The organism is Variovorax sp. W2I14 (assembly GCF_050435205.1).
In the GTDB taxonomy this organism is placed as follows: domain Bacteria; phylum Pseudomonadota; class Gammaproteobacteria; order Burkholderiales; family Burkholderiaceae_C; genus Variovorax; species Variovorax paradoxus_C.
Map to the genome: position 1 here is coordinate 7345690 of NZ_JBNDJX010000001.1, position 13203 is coordinate 7358892.

At 64.3% G+C, this 13203-nt stretch carries 14 protein-coding genes and 1 pseudogene; 11 read left to right on the forward strand and 4 right to left on the reverse strand.

Going from position 1 to position 13203, the window contains the following annotated elements; genetic code table 11:
* Positions 1–26: 26 nt before the first annotated feature.
* On the reverse strand, positions 27–557 hold the full coding sequence (locus QF040_RS34140) for a hypothetical protein (protein ID WP_429614573.1): 531 nt from the start codon (positions 555–557) through the stop codon (positions 27–29).
* A gap of 14 nt (positions 558–571) precedes the next feature.
* The gene (xth, locus tag QF040_RS34145; protein ID WP_429614574.1) at positions 572–1357 is read right to left on the reverse strand and encodes an exodeoxyribonuclease III; all 786 of its coding nucleotides are present in this window, start codon (positions 1355–1357) and stop codon (positions 572–574) included.
* A 231-nt stretch (positions 1358–1588) separates the two neighbouring features.
* Here xth and QF040_RS34150 point away from each other — a divergent pair.
* From QF040_RS34150 to QF040_RS34180, 7 genes and pseudogenes are all read left to right on the forward strand, one after another.
* A pseudogene (locus QF040_RS34150) lies at positions 1589–1807 on the forward strand (IS3 family transposase); the annotation flags it as partial.
* 44 nt (positions 1808–1851) lie between these two features.
* Complete coding sequence (locus QF040_RS34155; protein ID WP_429614575.1) at positions 1852–2232, forward strand: hypothetical protein; 381 nt, start codon at positions 1852–1854, stop codon at positions 2230–2232.
* A 140-nt stretch (positions 2233–2372) separates the two neighbouring features.
* Entirely contained in the window at positions 2373–3290 is a 918-nt protein-coding gene (locus tag QF040_RS34160) for a Ku protein (RefSeq protein WP_429614576.1), read from the forward strand.
* A 63-nt stretch (positions 3291–3353) separates the two neighbouring features.
* Positions 3354–5897 carry a DNA ligase D gene (gene ligD / locus QF040_RS34165; protein WP_429614735.1) on the forward strand — a complete coding sequence of 848 codons (2544 nt, stop codon included), beginning with the start codon at positions 3354–3356 and terminating at the stop codon, positions 5895–5897.
* A 20-nt stretch (positions 5898–5917) separates the two neighbouring features.
* Positions 5918–6154 carry a hypothetical protein gene (locus QF040_RS34170; RefSeq protein ID WP_013541218.1) on the forward strand — a complete coding sequence of 79 codons (237 nt, stop codon included), beginning with the start codon at positions 5918–5920 and terminating at the stop codon, positions 6152–6154.
* Positions 6155–6310: 156 nt separating this feature from the next.
* Positions 6311–7243, forward strand: a complete 933-nt coding sequence (locus QF040_RS34175; RefSeq protein WP_429610480.1) for a Ku protein — start codon at positions 6311–6313, stop codon at positions 7241–7243.
* Positions 7240–8085 (forward strand): tetratricopeptide repeat protein, encoded by an 846-nt coding sequence (locus QF040_RS34180; protein ID WP_429614577.1) that lies wholly within the window; start codon positions 7240–7242, stop codon positions 8083–8085. The genes QF040_RS34175 and QF040_RS34180 overlap by 4 nt, the downstream gene beginning before the upstream one ends.
* Positions 8086–8582: 497 nt before the next feature.
* On the opposite strand, the gene QF040_RS34185 is transcribed toward QF040_RS34180, so the two are convergent.
* A complete protein-coding gene (locus QF040_RS34185; protein WP_429614578.1) occupies positions 8583–8762 on the reverse strand; it encodes a hypothetical protein in 180 nt (59 codons plus the stop codon).
* A gap of 327 nt (positions 8763–9089) precedes the next feature.
* On the opposite strand from QF040_RS34185, the gene QF040_RS34190 reads away from it, so the two are divergent.
* The 3 genes from QF040_RS34190 (at position 9090) to QF040_RS34200 (ending at position 11400) form a co-directional block, all read left to right on the forward strand.
* Positions 9090–9584: an HU family DNA-binding protein gene (locus QF040_RS34190; RefSeq protein ID WP_429614579.1), complete on the forward strand. Its 495-nt coding sequence runs from the start codon at positions 9090–9092 to the stop codon at positions 9582–9584.
* A 48-nt stretch (positions 9585–9632) separates the two neighbouring features.
* Positions 9633–9869: a GntR family transcriptional regulator gene (locus QF040_RS34195; RefSeq protein WP_429614580.1), complete on the forward strand. Its 237-nt coding sequence runs from the start codon at positions 9633–9635 to the stop codon at positions 9867–9869.
* A gap of 439 nt (positions 9870–10308) precedes the next feature.
* Entirely contained in the window at positions 10309–11400 is a 1092-nt protein-coding gene (locus tag QF040_RS34200) for an IS630 family transposase (protein ID WP_429614581.1), read from the forward strand.
* Here QF040_RS34200 and QF040_RS34205 read toward each other — a convergent pair.
* Positions 11397–12215, reverse strand: coding sequence for a GntR family transcriptional regulator (locus tag QF040_RS34205; RefSeq protein ID WP_429614582.1), 819 nt, complete (start codon positions 12213–12215; stop codon positions 11397–11399). The genes QF040_RS34200 and QF040_RS34205 overlap by 4 nt on opposite strands.
* A gap of 132 nt (positions 12216–12347) precedes the next feature.
* Between QF040_RS34205 and QF040_RS34210 the strand changes: the two genes are divergently transcribed.
* Positions 12348–13203 (forward strand): isocitrate lyase/PEP mutase family protein (locus QF040_RS34210; RefSeq protein ID WP_429614583.1); only part of this gene is annotated, 856 nt, incomplete at its 3' end.

The window sequence follows — 13203 nt, forward strand, 5'->3', positions numbered from 1 at the left end:
GCCCGAGGCACCGCGCCTTGGGTGTTTTATCGGCTTCGCTGGCCCAGCGTCAGCGAGTCGATCTGGAACTTTCCGCTCTTGTCCCAGAGCCAGGTATCGACATATGTGTGGCCGCCCAGCTTGCCCGGCGAAGGCAGCGGCGACGTCGCCTTGATGAGCTCGGCAATCATCGGCGGCACCTCCGGCGCATGGCTCGGCACGCGACTGAAGCTCACGTTGGTCACCTTGCCATCCGCATCGATGTCCGTCTCGACGACCACCACGGCGTAGACCAGCGGCGGAATCTTTCCCTTGTAGATCCGGTTGGCGTACGCCTTGTAGATGTGGCGCGCGCCGGTCTTGCGATAGGTGCGCACGGCGGGCGTTTGCGCGGTGATCAGGCGCACCGTCGGCACGTCGCTCTTGCCGGACGGTGCCGCTTCGTCCGTGGGCGTCGTGGCGCTCTTGCCGTCTTCCGTCTTCTCGGCGGGCTTGAGAATCGAGCAGGCGCACAGCGTCAGCGCGATGGCGAAGATCCCAAGGGTGCGGCCGGTTCGCAGAAGCAGGTGTTCGGTCATGGTGGGCTTGGGACTCAGGCGCCTGGGGCCAGGTCGAGCACCACGGGGGCGTGATCGCTCGGCTTCTCCCATTTGCGCGGCACGCGGTCGATGATGCAGCCCTTCACGCGCGGCAGCAGCGGCTCGCTCACGAGGATGTGATCGATGCGCAGGCCCCGGTTCTTCTGGTAGCCGAGCATGCGGTAGTCCCACCACGAATAGCTCTTCTCGGGCTGCTCGAACATGCGGAAGCTGTCCGTCAAGCCGAGTGCCAGCAGCGCCTTGAAATGCTCGCGCTCCTCGGTCGTGTGATGGATGGTTTCCTTCAGGCCCACCGGATCGAAGCTGTCACGGTCTTCGGGCGTAATGTTGAAGTCGCCCAGCAGCACGAGGTTCGGGTGGGTCACCAGCTCCTGGCGCAGCCAGTCGCGCAAGGCGTCCAGCCATTTCAGCTTGTATTCGAACTTGTCGCTGCCCGGCGCCTGGCCGTTCACGAAGTAGCCGTTGACCACCCGCAGTGGGCCCGTGGGCGTCTCGACGGTGGCGGCGATCACGCGCGACTGGTCGTCCGTGAAGCCGCCGATGTTCTTCACCACGTCGCGCATCGGCGCGAGGCTCAGGATGGCAACGCCGTTGTAGGTCTTCTGGCCGAACACCGCGGCCTCGTAGCCGGCCGACTTGAGCACCTCGAGCGGGAACTTGTCGTCGGTCATCTTGAGTTCCTGCAGGCAGAGCACGTCGACCGGGTTGGCGATCAGCCAGTCGAGCACGTGCTGCAGCCGGGCGGTGAGGGAGTTGACGTTCCAGGTGGCAATTTTCATGAAATGTGGTAACTTGTTGATTTTAAAAGGCTTTTTTACCTGTTCGATGCACCTGTTTTGCTACATGCCCGCCAGCGTACCCGTTTTATGCTTCGCTGCACTTGGCCGCCGGGAACGAAGTTAGCCAGCTTAGCAAAAGCCCTCGACTTTGCCTTGTGGACGCCCCAACAGGGTGCAACAGCGTATTGGGTGGAAACAGCGAGGCGGGGGCGGACGAAAACTTGGACTACCAGGAGGGCATGCTCACCTGACAACGCAGCTTGCGAAGGATTCTTCGGTCGGCTGAACAACGAGCTGTTCTATCCTCGAAACTGGAAGAACGCCACCATTGAGCAATTCATCGAGGCGGTCGACTCGTACATCCGCTGGTACAACGAGAAGCGGATCAAGATCTCTCTTGGCTCTCTCAGCACTATCGAATACCGGGTGAGCCTTGGGCTTGCGGCATAAAACCAGTCCAAGTTTTTATCCGCACCCCCTGAGGAGAACCGAACATGGCGACGAAGACGCAAGGTGATCTGCGACAGATCTCCGTACACATCGAAGAGCCCAAAGCCGGTGCGTTCGAATGGGTGCTCAGCGAGGCGGATGCCGAGGACACCGGCAACTGGAAACCCTTCCAGCGCTCCCGCAGGGCCGCGAGCACCTACAAGGCGGCGATGGCCGACGGTCTGGTCGCGCTCGAATCCCTGATCGACAACCTCGACAAAGGTCCCCGATCGAGCACGGCCCATGACCACGAGCCCGAGCCTGAGACCGCCCCGGAAAGGGAACGCGCCGGCAAGCGTGCTGCCCGCGCGGCGCCGAGGCAGGACCCGCCTGCCAAGCCGGCCGGGCGCACCCGCACGGCATTCGGGTTCGGCGTGATGCCATAGCGCCTCGCCGGCCGCCAGTCGCCAGCCCATGTGGGGCCTGTCCTCCGGGCAGCGCCGGTCGCGTCCCACATCGCAGTGGGTCAGCCAGCGCAATGCTGCCGGACATCTTCGTACCCCAAGTACTCCCCCAAGGAAAGTCCATGGCCACTGGCAGCAGAACCCTCTGGAAAGGCGCGATCACCTTCGGCCTGGTCCACATTCCCGTCGGCTTGCACACGGCGAGCATCGAGCAGGGCGTGGACTTCGACTGGCTGGACAAGCGCACCATGGACCCGGTGGGCTACAAGCGCATCAACAAGAAGACGGGCAAGGAAATCGACAAGGACAACATCGTCAAGGGCGTCGAATACGAGGACGGCAAGTACGTCGTGATCTCGCCCGACGAGATCGAAGCCGTGTATCCGCGCACCACCCAGACGATCGAGATCCAGCGTTTCATCGATGCCAACGAAATCCCCTTCGTGTATCTGGAGCGCCCGTACTACGTGGCGCCGATCAACAAGGGGCAGAAGGTCTACGCGCTGCTGCGCGAGGTGCTGATCAAGTCCGGCAAGGTCGGCCTGGCCAAGGTGGTCATCGCGACCAAGCAGCATCTGGCGGTGCTGGTGCCGTCGGGCAAGGCGCTGGTGCTCAACCTGCTGCGCTGGGGTGACGAAGTCAAGACGCTCGAAGGTCTCGACCTGCCCGCCGCCGGCGTCAAGGGTGCCAACGTATCGGCCGCGGAAATGAAGATGGCGGAACAGCTCGTGAACGACATGTCCGGCAAGTGGGAGCCCGAGGATTTCAAGGACGAGTTCAAGCATGCGGTGATGAAAATCGTCGAGAAGAAGGTGAAGGCGGGCGACACCGAAACCGTGATCCAGCCGGAAGAGGAGGCGCCGGAAGAAGCCTCGAACGTGATCGACCTGACCGAGTTGCTCCAGCGCAGCCTCAAGGGAGGCGGATCGACCAAGACCAAGGCCCCCGCGGCCAGGAAGCGCAGCGCCAAGACCACGGCGAAATCCACCAAGGCGCGAAAGACGGCTGCGAAGAAGACGGCGGCCAGGAAGGCTGCGTAGCGGACAGCAGGCCAAGCCGTCCGTTCAGGCGGCAAGGCGCCGCAATTGGAGCAACGACAAACGATGGCCAAGGGCGACGCGCTTTCCACGTACAAGTCCAAGCGGAATTTCGCCGTGACGGCGGAGCCCGCCGAAGGTGGCCGGCCGAGTCCTCACGCACTGTCGTTCGTCGTGCAAAAGCATGCGGCGTCGCGGCTGCACTACGACTTCCGGCTCGAGCTCGATGGGGTGATGGTTTCCTGGGCGGTGCCCAAGGGGCCCAGTTTCGACCCCAAGGAAAAGCGCATGGCCATCCACGTGGAGGACCATCCGATCTCCTACTCATCCTTCGAAGGGACGATTCCGCCGAAGCAGTACGGCGCCGGGACGGTGATCGTCTGGGACAACGGCACCTGGGAGCCGGTGGGCGATCCACGCAAAGGCCTGGCCGCCGGCAAGCTGGTCTTCCGGCTGCACGGCCAGAAGCTCGAGGGCCTGTGGGAGTTGGTCAACATCGCCAAGGGCGGCGAACGGCAGGAGCCCTGGATTCTGTTCAAGAAGAAGGACGAATACGCGCGCGCGCATGCCGACTACGACGTCGTGACTGCGCTGCCCGACAGCGTGATCGCCAAGCCGATAAAGAAGGTGCGCGCCCGTGGCACCGCGTCGGCGCGCCCGCCGCCTTCCAAGGCGCCCAAGCCGCTCGCCCGCGCGCGCGCGACGGCGCTGCCGGCGCAGATCAAGCCGCAGCTGGCGACCCTGGTCGCAGGCGTTCCGTCGGCCGGCGAGTGGCTCTACGAAATCAAGTTCGATGGCTACCGCCTCATGGCCCGGCTCGACAAGGGCGAGGTCGCGCTGATAACGCGCGGCGGACACGACTGGGCGGCCAGGATGCCGACGCTGGTGGCCGAACTCGGCGCCCTGGGCCTCGGCTCGTCGTTCCTGGACGGCGAAATCGTGGTGCTGGGACCCCGTGGTGCGCCGGACTTCAACGCCTTGCAGAACGCCTTCGATCGCGGGCGAGACACCCAGGACATCGTGTTCTTCGTGTTCGACGCCCCCTTCTTCGAAGGCCAGGATCTCAGACAGGTGCCGCTGCGCGATCGCCGGCAACTGCTCCACGACTTCCTTGCGGAGAAGGCCAGCGAACACGTCAGGTTCAGTGCCAATTTCGAAGCCGATCCGACGTCGCTGCTTCGCTCGGCCTGCCAGATGGAGATGGAAGGCGTGATCGCCAAGCGCGCCGACGCGCCTTACGTTTCCCGTCGCAGCGAAACCTGGCTGAAGCTCAAGTGCAAGCTGCGCCAGGAGTTCGTGATCTGCGGCTACACCGACCGCACCGACGAGGCCGGCCAGATCGGCAGCTTGCTGCTCGGTGTTCACGACGACGGCGGCAAGCTGGCGTCGGTCGGCAGCGTCGGCACAGGCTGGAGCGGCGAGGAAGCCCGTGAGATCAAGCAGAAGCTGCTGCCGCTGGCGGCCGCGAATTCGCCTTTCGAAAAAGGCGACACCAAGCCGGGTCGCTGGTCCAGGCGCAAGGCCGGCAGCGAGCGCTGGGTGAAGCCGCAATTGCTGGCGGAGGTCAGCTTTGCCGAATGGACGCCCGACGGGCAAATCCGCCACGCCTCGTTCATCGGCCTGCGCGACGACAAGCCCGCCAAGGTCATCGTGCGGGAGCGCCCCAAGGCCGTCGGCGCGCCTGCCGCTGCGGCGTCCAACCGCACGGCCGCCGGCTCGTCGAGCGCTTCGATCACGGTGACGCACGGCGACAGGGTCATCGATGCCACCACGGGCATCACCAAGCTGGATCTGGTGCGCTACTACGACTCTGTGGCCGAATTCATCCTGCCGCATCTCAAGGGTCGTCCCTGCTCTTTGGTGCGCGGCCCGACAGGCGTGACCGGACAGCTGTTCTTCCAGAAGCACGGCGAAAAGATCGGCATTCCGGGCATCACCGAACTGCCCGAGAGCCTGTGGCCGGGCCACGCCGCACTGCTGGAGATCGGCAACGCCAAGGCGCTCGCCGGCGCCGCCCAGATGAACGTGATCGAGTTTCATACGTGGAACTCGACAGCCAAGGCGATCGACAAGCCCGACCGCATGGTGTTCGACCTCGACCCCGGCGAAGGGACCGCCTGGGGCCACATCCAGGAAGCGGCGACGCTGGTGCGCGCGATGCTCGAAGCCCTTGGCCTGAAGGCATGGCTGAAAACGAGCGGGGGCAAGGGGCTGCATGTGGTCGTCCCGCTGGCGCCGCGATACGACTACGACACCGTCAAGGGGTTCTCCCAGGCGATCGTGCAGCACATGGCCAGGACGATCCCGGCGCGCTTCGTGGCCAAGAGTGGCCCGAGCAACCGCGTGGGAAAGCTGTTCGTCGACTACCTGCGCAACGGGCACGGTGCGACGACGGCGGCTGCGTTCTCGGCGCGCGCGCGGCCCGGCCTGGGCGTTTCGATCCCGGTTTCATGGGACGACCTGGGCAGCCTCAAGAGCGGCTCGCAATGGAACGTTCGAACGGCGCGCGAACACCTGTCTTTCCAGACAGAGGATCCATGGGCCGGCTACTGGAAAACGCGCCAGCCGCTGACGCAGGCCATGAAGCGACTCGGCTATGAAAAACGCTGACTGAACGAGGACAGGAAATCATGAAGCTTTCACATCTCGCCCTGACCGTGATCGAAGACCCGCTGCACGATGGTCGCTATCACTGGCTGCTCCTGACGGCCAGCGGCGATGCCGACCAGGTCAAGGAGTTCGACGCGTCGGACAAGTCCTTTGCATCCGCGCACGAAGCCTTCGAGGCGGGCGCCGTGCGGTGGCGACAGGAAATGTCGCGCGAGAACGAAGACGCCGACCCCGTCGGGGATGCCCGCATCGACTGACAGAAAGCCCCGGCATGAAGCAGGGCGGGGCGAACCTGGGTTCTGCAAGTCAGCCTGGGCAGGTTGATACAGATAGATGCGCCGCATTGACGCCTTTGGCCTCTTTCCCACGGCCGAAAAAAATGGCATGTTGATTTGCGTCGCAAAGGAGCCGCCATGCCCACCCCTCGCTCGATCGCCTCCCTGTCGCTCGGCTTCGGCCTGGTGTCGATACCCGTGCGGCTCTACACCGCCACCGAGAGTTCGGCGGCCATTCACTTCAACCTCCTGTCGAAGGAGGGGACGCGCGTGAAGCAGCAGTACGTTTCTGCGCTCAACCCGAAGAAGGTCATTCCCCGCGCGGAAATGGTCAAGGGCTACGAGTTCGATACGGACCGCTTCGTCATCTTCCAGCCCGACGAGCTGAAAGCGCTGGAGGATGGCGCGAGCCACCTGATCGACATCGTCGCGTTCATTCCCGCCGACGCGGTCGATCCGATCTACTACGACAAGCCGTATTTCCTCGCGCCGGACAAACGCGGCGGCAAACCGTACAACCTGCTGAAGAAGGCGATGCTGACGAGCGGGCGCTGCGCCTTGGCGAAGTGGGCCTGGAAGTCCAAGCAGTACGTGGTTCAGGTGCGCGCGCAGGAAGACGGACTCGTCCTGCAGCAGTTGCTGTATGCGCAGGAGGTGCGCTCCATCCAGGACCTCGGCATCGAGAAGCTCGAACCCTCGGCCGCGGAACTGAAGCTGGCACTGCAGCTGATCGATCAGATTTCGCAGGACAGCTATGACCCGACGATGTTCGAGGACGAGGAGCAAAAACGCATCCTGGCGGCCATCGACGCGAAGATCGCGGGCCAGGAGATCGTGGCGACCGAACATCCCGAGGACGGCGAATCTTCCGGCCAGGTGATCGACCTGACGCAGATGCTCATGGCGAGTCTCGACCGCAAGGGCGGGGGCGCGCACAAGCCGCGGACGATGCCGGCCAAAGGCACCCAGGTGGTGACGCCCATCCGCAAGCCGATCGCCAAGGCCAAGCGCGCGCCCAAGGCTGCTGCAAAGGCAGCCGCACCTGTGCCACGCACGAGAATGAAAAAGTGACGGCGCCCGAGGAATTCCCGCTGTCGCTGCGCTACGTGCTGAAGTCGTTCGGCCTGTCGCGCCACACGGTGCTCAAGCTGATCGAGCTCGGCTTCGTTGCGCCGGTGAAGGCGGATGACAAGGTCTGGAAATTTTCCTTCCAGGACCTCGTGCTCCTTCGGTCCGCAAATGAATTGCGAGCGGCACGTATTCCCACGCGGCAGATTCTCAAGGCGCTGCGCCAGCTTCGTGCGTCGCTGCCCGAAGATCAGCCGCTGCAGGGCATGCGGATCACGTCCGAAGGGGATCGTGTGACGGTCCGCTTCGGAGATGCGCACTGGGAACCCCGGACGGGGCAGTTCGTGCTGGATCTTCAGATCAGGTCTGGCGAAAGCCCTCTGCGCTTCTTTCCCTCGAAACCTGGGCCGAGTGTCGGTGCCGCCGTGCTCGATGCGCGTTTTACCGAGGCTGAAGCGTTGGAAGAAACGGACCCCAGGATCGCCGAGGCGCTCTACCGAAGCATCCTGGCGGACGACCCCACGTATGCCCACGCGTACCTGAATCTCGGCTTCATGCTCTGCGAATCCGGCGAGTTCGATGCGGCTGCGTCGCTCTACGAAAAAGGGTTGCGGTTCTGTCCCGACGATCCGCTGATGCATTTCAATCTCGCCGTGGCGCTCGAGGGTGTCGCCGACGTGGACGGCGCATTGGCGAGCTACGAAGCGGCGCTGCGGCTGCAGCCGGACCTGCTCGACGCGCATCGGAATGCGGCCCTGCTGTATGCCGACAGCGGGCGGCAACAGATGGCCATCCGGCACTTCAGCGCATTCCGGCGATTGCAAGCCGGCAAGCAGCCGACCTGAAGCGACAAACCTGCGCGTCGCCGCTGCTCGAAGGCTCAACCCCGGCTTGTGCAGTCCGCTGAGGGCGCCAATTTCCCGAGAACGACTTTGCCTTTCATCCACAGCGACAGGGAACGTCTTTACGCCAGCCACGACGTAGAGCCGCGCTCGCCGAGTGCGGCATCACAAGCTTGTGAGGACAGACGGGGAGCCAGCCGTCAGGCAAGAGTTGGCGCGAATGCGCACGCCGCAGCGACAGACGTCACCGAAGTGCGACGCCAGCACGAGATTGAGCGGCGTGCATGTCGTGGATCCATGAAAAAAGCCCTCACGGGGGAGGGCTTCGGAAAATGGTCGTGAACTCTTACGCGGTCCACGCTACGGCAAATTCGTTTGCAGAAGTCAATGTTGTTTTTCTCGTCGTGGTGACTTCGACGCGCTGCTTTGGGATTCAGCTTGCTCGGCCGAGCAACACCCGATGACCGGGTGACGCGCAATCCTGATCGATCTGCTTCTCCTCACGGATCGGCGCTCGGGCGTCTTGGCGACACGGGTTTGTTCTCCTGGTGTCTCTCCCAAAGATAAAGGCCGGGCAAGGCCAGAAGATGCGCCACGGCCGCGATGAGCCCGACCGCAAACAGCGCGACAGCGAACAGCGGCATCGCCGCAATCTCCAGAATCGTCCGGATCAACTTCATGTTCGTGCCTTCCGGCCTCGAGTGTTTGAGACGTGGGTGCAGCGCGTGTGGGCGCAGCCGCCGATGGAGGTCATCATCGCTTCCCCAGCCCTTACGCGCCCACCTGCAGTCTGCCGCCGATCAAACGATCCGTCATACGTGCTCCCTTGAATGCCGTTGCAGTGCACAAGCACTTTCCGCATCGGTGAAGGCCGTCGCTATCCGCCAAAGGCGACGCCAACTGCCCGTACCTGTCCTACGCTGCGCGAACGACAGATCGCAAGGCGGTAATGCGACGCGCGTGGTGCCGCTCGTGCCTTCATGTCGGGTGACCGCTTCTCTTGGGCAATGAGACGCGGGGCGTCGTTTGGTTCGCCGCACGCCTCGGGCCGTCTCGGCGCTGCGGCTACACTGCCGCCGCTCGCCGTGGGCATCCGCCTGCGGTGTGCAGAGGCTCTTCGCCTGATCTCTCGTCATAGGAAAAAATCAACAGTGAACCGCATCGAACTCGTCGAAAAAATCGCCACCACCCACACCGTCAGCAAGGCCGAAGCCGCGCGCATCCTCGAGACCGTCACCAGCGCGATCGTCGCCGCCGTGAAAAAGGGCGATCCCGTGCAGATCGTCGGCTTCGGCACCTTCAAGCAGGTCGCGCGTGCGGCCCGCACCGGCTTCAATCCGCAGGCCGGCACCGCGATCAAGATCGCGGCGCAGAAGGTGCCGAAGTTCGTGCCCGGCGCTGCGTTCAAGGCCGCGGTGGACCCGAAGGCGGCCAAGCGCAAGGCGGACAAGGCCGCAGCGGCCAAGCCTGCCCCCAAGAAGGCCGCTGCAAAGAAGAAGTAAGCATCGCGCAGCACTGCGCAAACGAGCGGGTGGCCCTTCGGGGCCGCTTTGCTTTGCGGGTTCTTTCGCGGGTACGTTGAAGCTCGGCAACCCGGCGTCGCGCTGCATCACCAGATCACCACCATGATCGAAGACATGGTGGCCAGCAGCAGGCTGCGTGACGGCGACCAGCTGCCCACCGAAGAAGACCTGCGTGCGCAATACGGCGTGTCGCGCGGCACGCACCGGGCCGACATCGCGCAGATCATCCGGGCGTTGCAGATGCAGTTCGACCTCGAAGACTGACGCGGGATACTGGCTCCCTCCATTGTGAGGAGACCCACATGCCGCGTTAACTGAAGACGGCCGAAGCGATCCGCGACGAGATCTTGATGGCACGAAATTGATCAGCGGAGGACTGTGTCGCGTATGAGTTGCGCGTCGCTGCGGGCTCCCGGTTGCGGTACGAGCGTGTAGATGGCCGGGGAAATTGTTGTCGGTGACCTTGGGTTCGTCCTCGAAGGTGCCTGCAGTTCGACGATGCAGACGCGGCAACAGCTGGCGCCTTCGCCCTTTCCGCGGCCAGCCCTGTTTTCTTTGGCCAGGCAATGAAGTAGACGTGGTTCACCACGACTCGACCGTCGTAGTTTGAGCGGACGCTTGCTATGAGCTAGTGTGCTGTCCCGCAAATAACTGGCATTAATTCTGCATGTCGATGCGGTATCTTGGGAACAGAGATACCGCGATGAGAACAGGCAGGCCGAAGGCAGAGTTGGTGTTGAGTGACGACGAGCGAGCGCAGTTGCAGTCGTTCGCGCGCAGCCGCTCGCTGCCCGCCGCGCTGTGCAATCGTGCGGGCCTCGTGCTGGCCAGTGCAGCGGGCGAGCCAAACAACGCGATTGCCGCGCGGCTGAAGATGACCAAGCAAACGGTGGGCAAGTGGCGCGCGCGATTCATCGAGCGGCGCATCACCGGGCTGTACGACGATGTGCGTCCGGGCAAGCCGCGCACGATCGACGATGAGCGCGTGGCGCAGTTGATCAAGACGACTCTGCACACCAAGCCAGCCAACGGCTCGACGCACTGGAGCGTACGAACGGTGGCCGCCGAGACAGGCATCTCCAAAACCAGTGTGCAGCGCTACTTCCAACTCTTTGGCCTGCAGCCGCACCGTACCCAGAGCTTCAAGCTGTCCAATGACCCGTTCTTCATCGAGAAGCTGCGCGATGTGGTCGGCCTATACCTGAGCCCACCGGACAACGCGCTGGTCATCTGCGTGGACGAGAAGAGTCAGTGCCAAGCGCTGGAGCGCACGCAGCCAATGATGCCTATGGGATTTGGCTATGTCGAGGGCTTCACCCACGACTACAAGCGCCATGGCACGACCACGCTGTTTGCGGCGCTGAACGTGCTCAACGGCGCGGTGCTTGCGGCGTGCAAGCCGCGCCACCGGCATCAGGAGTTCCTGTCGTTCCTGCGCGAGATCGACAAGGCCGTGCCGCCTGAGTTGGACATCCACTGCATCGTCGACAACTACGCCACTCATAGCCATCCGAAGATCAAGGCGTGGCTGGCGACTCGGCCGCGCTGGCACATGCACTTCATTCCGACCTACAGTTCCTGGCTCAATCAGGTCGAACGCTTCTTCGCCCTCATCACCGACAAGACCATCCGCCGCGGCTCATTCTCCAGCGTCAAGCAACTCGTGCAACGCATCGACCGCTTCGTCACCGCCTACAACGCCGACTGCCGCCCCTTCAAGTGGACCGCCACCGCCGACTCGATCCTCGAAAAGCTGCATCGACTTTGCTCACGTATCAGCGGGACAGGACACTAGGGCTGTCGCCTCGCAGGGGCCGGGTGCACATCGTGCACCACCTGACCCGCGGAAAGCGTATTGATCGTCTCGCCCGGGATGTCCATGAGGATGCGGCTGCGCTCGGCCGCCAGCGACACGGTGAGGTGCTGCACCGGCTGTGCATCGAGATCGTGAAGCAGGCGAACAAACTTGAGCAGCGGCGCGCCGGTCTCCAGGTTCAAGAGCCTTGCGCGCGCCGGCTCGGCCACCTCGGCCGTGATCTCCTGCACCACCCGGCCGAACTTCACGCCTTGCGCGAGCAGGATCTCGTAGAGCGCCTGCTTGCGCAGCGCGGCGGCCGAGACCCGTTTGCCCAGGCGCGCGGGCACCCAGGCATCGGTCAGCATCACCGGCGTGCCGTCGATGCTGCGCAGGCGCAGCGCATGCACCGCCTTTTCGCCGGCGTCCAGGTGCAGCGCGGCAGCCACCTCGTGCGGCGGCACGGCCTGCGCCACCTCGAGCACCTCGACATCGGTTTCGAGCGCCGTCTTGCGCAGCCCGTCGACCAGCCCCAGGCTGGGCTGCGCCCGCGCCTTCGGCAGGTTGGTGCGAACGAAGGTGCCCAGGCCGTGGCGGCGCTCCACCAACCCGAGCGCAGCCAGGTCGGACAGCGCGCGCCGCACCGTGATGCGCGAGACGCCGAAGCGCTCGCACAGCGCCTCTTCCTTCGGCAGCGCGCCGGAGGCGTAGACGCCCCGCGTGATCTCGTCGCGCAGCACCACGAACAGCTGCCGGTGCAGCGAGGTGCCAGGGACGCGGTCGAACGAAGGAGCGGGTGCGGGAGGACGTGCCATGGCGAAGGAGGTTGGGCGCCGAGCATAGCAAGGCGCCCGGATGGCGGTCGGCTCGCGGCTTGCGGTTTTCGGTGAGTTGTATTTAGAATATAAACACATAAACTCCGCCGATTCGCACGGGACAACGCCGCCATGACTTCCTCTTCCACGCTTCGCCGGCTGCTCGACGCGCCCGGCATGGTGATCGCCCCCGGCGCCTACGACGCCATCGGCGCGCGCCTGATCGAGCAGGCCGGCTTCGCCGCCGTGTACATGACGGGCGCAGGCACCTCGGCGGCGCGCGGCTTTCCCGATTTCGGCCTGCTCACGATGAGCGAGATGGTCGACAACGCCGCGGTCATGGCGCGCTCGGTGGCCATTCCACTGATCGCCGACGCGGACACCGGCTACGGCAACGAACTGAACGTGACACGTACCGTGCGCGAGTACGAGGCGCGCGGCGTCGCGGCCATCCACATCGAGGACCAGGTCTCGCCCAAGCGCTGCGGCCACCTCGACGGCAAGGAGGTGATTTCGCAGGCGGAGTTCGTCTCGAAGATCCGCGCCGCCGTGGAAGCCCGGCGCTCGAAAGATTTCGTGGTCATCGCGCGCACGGATGCGCGCGCCATGCTCGGTCTCGACGAAGCCATCGCCCGCGCGAACGCCGCGCTGGAAGCCGGTGCCGACATGGCTTTCGTCGAAGCCACGCAGACGCCAGAGGAAGTCGCTGCGGTGCCGAAGCGCGTCAAAGGCCCTTGCCTGCTCAACGTGGTGCCGGGCGGCCGAACGCCGGTGTTCGACCTGCGCGAAGCCGAAGCCATGGGCTACAAGCTCGCGATCCTTCCCGGCCTGATGCTCAAGGCCACCATCGAGGCCGGCGACGCGGCCCTCGCCGAGCTCAAGGCCACATTCCGGGCGCCGACCGTCAACGCCACGGTGGCCCAGACCTTCCGCCGCTTCGGTGCCGACGAGTGGGACGCCCTGCGCATGCGCTTCAACGCCGGCGCGG

Excerpts from the sequence above, each read along its gene's own strand:
- QF040_RS34185 (WP_429614578.1), bottom strand. The coding sequence starts at position 8,762 with ATGAAGTTGATCCGGACGATTCTGGAGATTGCGGCGATGCCGCTGTTC.
- QF040_RS34175 (WP_429610480.1), top strand. The coding sequence starts at position 6,311 with ATGCCCACCCCTCGCTCGATCGCCTCCCTGTCGCTCGGCTTCGGCCTG.
- QF040_RS34155 (WP_429614575.1), top strand. The coding sequence starts at position 1,852 with ATGGCGACGAAGACGCAAGGTGATCTGCGACAGATCTCCGTACACATC.
- QF040_RS34200 (WP_429614581.1), top strand. The coding sequence starts at position 10,309 with ATGAGAACAGGCAGGCCGAAGGCAGAGTTGGTGTTGAGTGACGACGAG.
- QF040_RS34205 (WP_429614582.1), bottom strand. The coding sequence starts at position 12,215 with ATGGCACGTCCTCCCGCACCCGCTCCTTCGTTCGACCGCGTCCCTGGC.
- QF040_RS34170 (WP_013541218.1), top strand. The coding sequence starts at position 5,918 with ATGAAGCTTTCACATCTCGCCCTGACCGTGATCGAAGACCCGCTGCAC.
- xth (WP_429614574.1), bottom strand. The coding sequence starts at position 1,357 with ATGAAAATTGCCACCTGGAACGTCAACTCCCTCACCGCCCGGCTGCAG.
- QF040_RS34160 (WP_429614576.1), top strand. The coding sequence starts at position 2,373 with ATGGCCACTGGCAGCAGAACCCTCTGGAAAGGCGCGATCACCTTCGGC.
- QF040_RS34190 (WP_429614579.1), top strand. The coding sequence starts at position 9,090 with ATGAGACGCGGGGCGTCGTTTGGTTCGCCGCACGCCTCGGGCCGTCTC.
- QF040_RS34140 (WP_429614573.1), bottom strand. The coding sequence starts at position 557 with ATGACCGAACACCTGCTTCTGCGAACCGGCCGCACCCTTGGGATCTTC.
- ligD (WP_429614735.1), top strand. The coding sequence starts at position 3,354 with ATGGCCAAGGGCGACGCGCTTTCCACGTACAAGTCCAAGCGGAATTTC.